Origin of the sequence: Klebsiella planticola ATCC 33531 (assembly GCF_000735435.1) — a bacterium.
Classification (GTDB): domain Bacteria; phylum Pseudomonadota; class Gammaproteobacteria; order Enterobacterales; family Enterobacteriaceae; genus Klebsiella; species Klebsiella planticola.
In genome coordinates, this window is sequence record NZ_JMPP01000073.1 from 1 (window position 1) to 2,023 (window position 2,023).

Annotated in this window: 1 protein-coding gene; it reads right to left on the minus strand. The window is 60.1% G+C overall.

The annotated features are described in order from the left end of the window. Nucleotides 1-2,023: formate dehydrogenase subunit alpha (gene fdhF, locus GRPL_RS00055; RefSeq protein WP_080718653.1), on the minus strand; the 2,023-nt coding region annotated here is incomplete at its 5' end.

Genomic DNA, 2,023 nt, shown 5'->3' on the forward strand with positions numbered 1-2,023 from the left:
TTAACCCATTGCGCTTTCGCGCAGACGGGCTTTCAGCCTGGTGTACTCATCAATCACATACTGCTCGGCGGCGCGCTGGTCGGCGATGCGCTCAACGTTCACGGCACAGTACTTGTACTCCGGCGTTTTGGTTATCGGGCTTAAGTTCTCCGCGACCAGCTCGTTACAGGCGCCAATCCACCACTGATAGGTCATATAGACCGCCCCTTTATTCGGACGATCGCTGACCTGCGCGCGGGTGATAATGCGGCCTTTCCGCGAGTTCACCCACACCAGCGCCTCATCCTCAATGCCCAGTCGCGCGGCATCGGCGGTATTGATTTGCGCATACCCCGGTTCATCCGCCAGCGCGGCCAGCGCCGCGCAGTTGCCGGTCATCGAGCGGCACGAATAGTGGCCTACTTCCCGCACGGTGGAGAGCACCATCGGATACTCGTCGGTGAGTTTATCGATCGGCGCAACCCAGTCGCAGGTGAAGAACTGCGCCAGGCCGTTCGGGGTGTCGAACTGCTCTTTAAACAGATAAGAGGTCCCCTGGTCGGCGTCGGACTCATCGCGGCACGGCCACATGACGTAGCCCAGCTCGCCCATTTTCTCGTAGGTGGCGCCGTAAAAGTCCGGGCACAGATGCCGCAACTCGTCCCAGATCTCCTGGGTGTTGTTGTAGTGCATCGGATAGCCCATCCGGGTGGCGATTTCGCTGATGATCTGCCAGTCGGTTTTCAGGTCCCACTTCGGCTCCACCGCTTTAAAGAAGCGCTGGAAGCCGCGGTCCGCTGCGGTATAGACGCCTTCGTGCTCGCCCCACGAAGTGGACGGCAGGATAACGTCGGCCGCCGCAGCGGTTTTGGTCATGAAAATATCCTGGACAATCACCAGCTCCAGCTCTTCAAACGCTTTACGCACCGCAGAGAGCTCGGCGTCGGTCTGCAGCGGATCTTCGCCCATAATGTACGCCGCCCGCACTTCACCGTGCGCCGCGCGGTGCGGCAGCTCGCTGATGCGATAGCCGGTATGCGCCGGCAGGCTCTCTACGCCCCAGGCCCGGGCGAACTTCTCGCGGTGCTCCGGAAACTTCACGTATTGATAGCCTGGATAGGTGTCCGGCAGCGCCCCCATATCGCAGGCGCCCTGCACGTTGTTCTGGCCGCGCACCGGGTTGACGCCGACGCTCGGCTTGCCGAGGTTGCCGGTGAGGATCGCCAGGCTGGTCAGCGAGCGCACGGTCTCCACGCCCTGATAGAACTGGGTCACGCCCATGCCCCACAGGATGGCGGCGGATTTCGCGCCGGCGTACATCCGGGCACAGGCGCGGATCTCCTGCGCGCTGACGCCGGTGATGGTTTCCACCGACTCCGGCGTATAGCCTTCGACGATTTTGCGATACTCGTCGAAGCCCTCGGAACGGCTGGCGACGAAGGATTTATCGTAGAGATCTTCTTCGATAATCACCTGCCCGATGGCGTTGAGCAGCGCGATGTTCGAGCCGTTCTTCAGCGCAATGTGCATATCGGCGATACGCGCGGTTTCGATTTTACGCGGATCGCAGACGATAATTTTCGCCCCATTGCGTTTGGCGTTGATCACGTGATTCGCCACAATAGGGTGTGAATCTGCCGGGTTGTACCCGAAGATAAACACGAGATCGGTGTTATCAATCTCTGTGATGGCATTACTCATGGCGCCATTACCGACCGACTGGTGCAGACCTGCAACCGAAGGGCCGTGTCAGACGCGAGCGCAGCAGTCGACGTTATTGGTACCAATAACGGCGCGCGCGAACTTTTGCATCACATAGTTGGTTTCGTTCCCCGTCCCGCGGGAGGAGCCGGTGGTCTGAATGGCGTCCGGACCGTACTTCGCCTTAATGGCGCTGAGACGGGTCGCGACGTAGTCGAGCGCTTCCTGCCAGGAGACGGATTCCAGTTTGCCGCCACGCTGACGGCGGATCATAGGGGTTTTCAGGCGCGGGGTGAGGATCTGGGTATCGTTAATGAAATCCCAGCCATAATAGCCTTTCAGG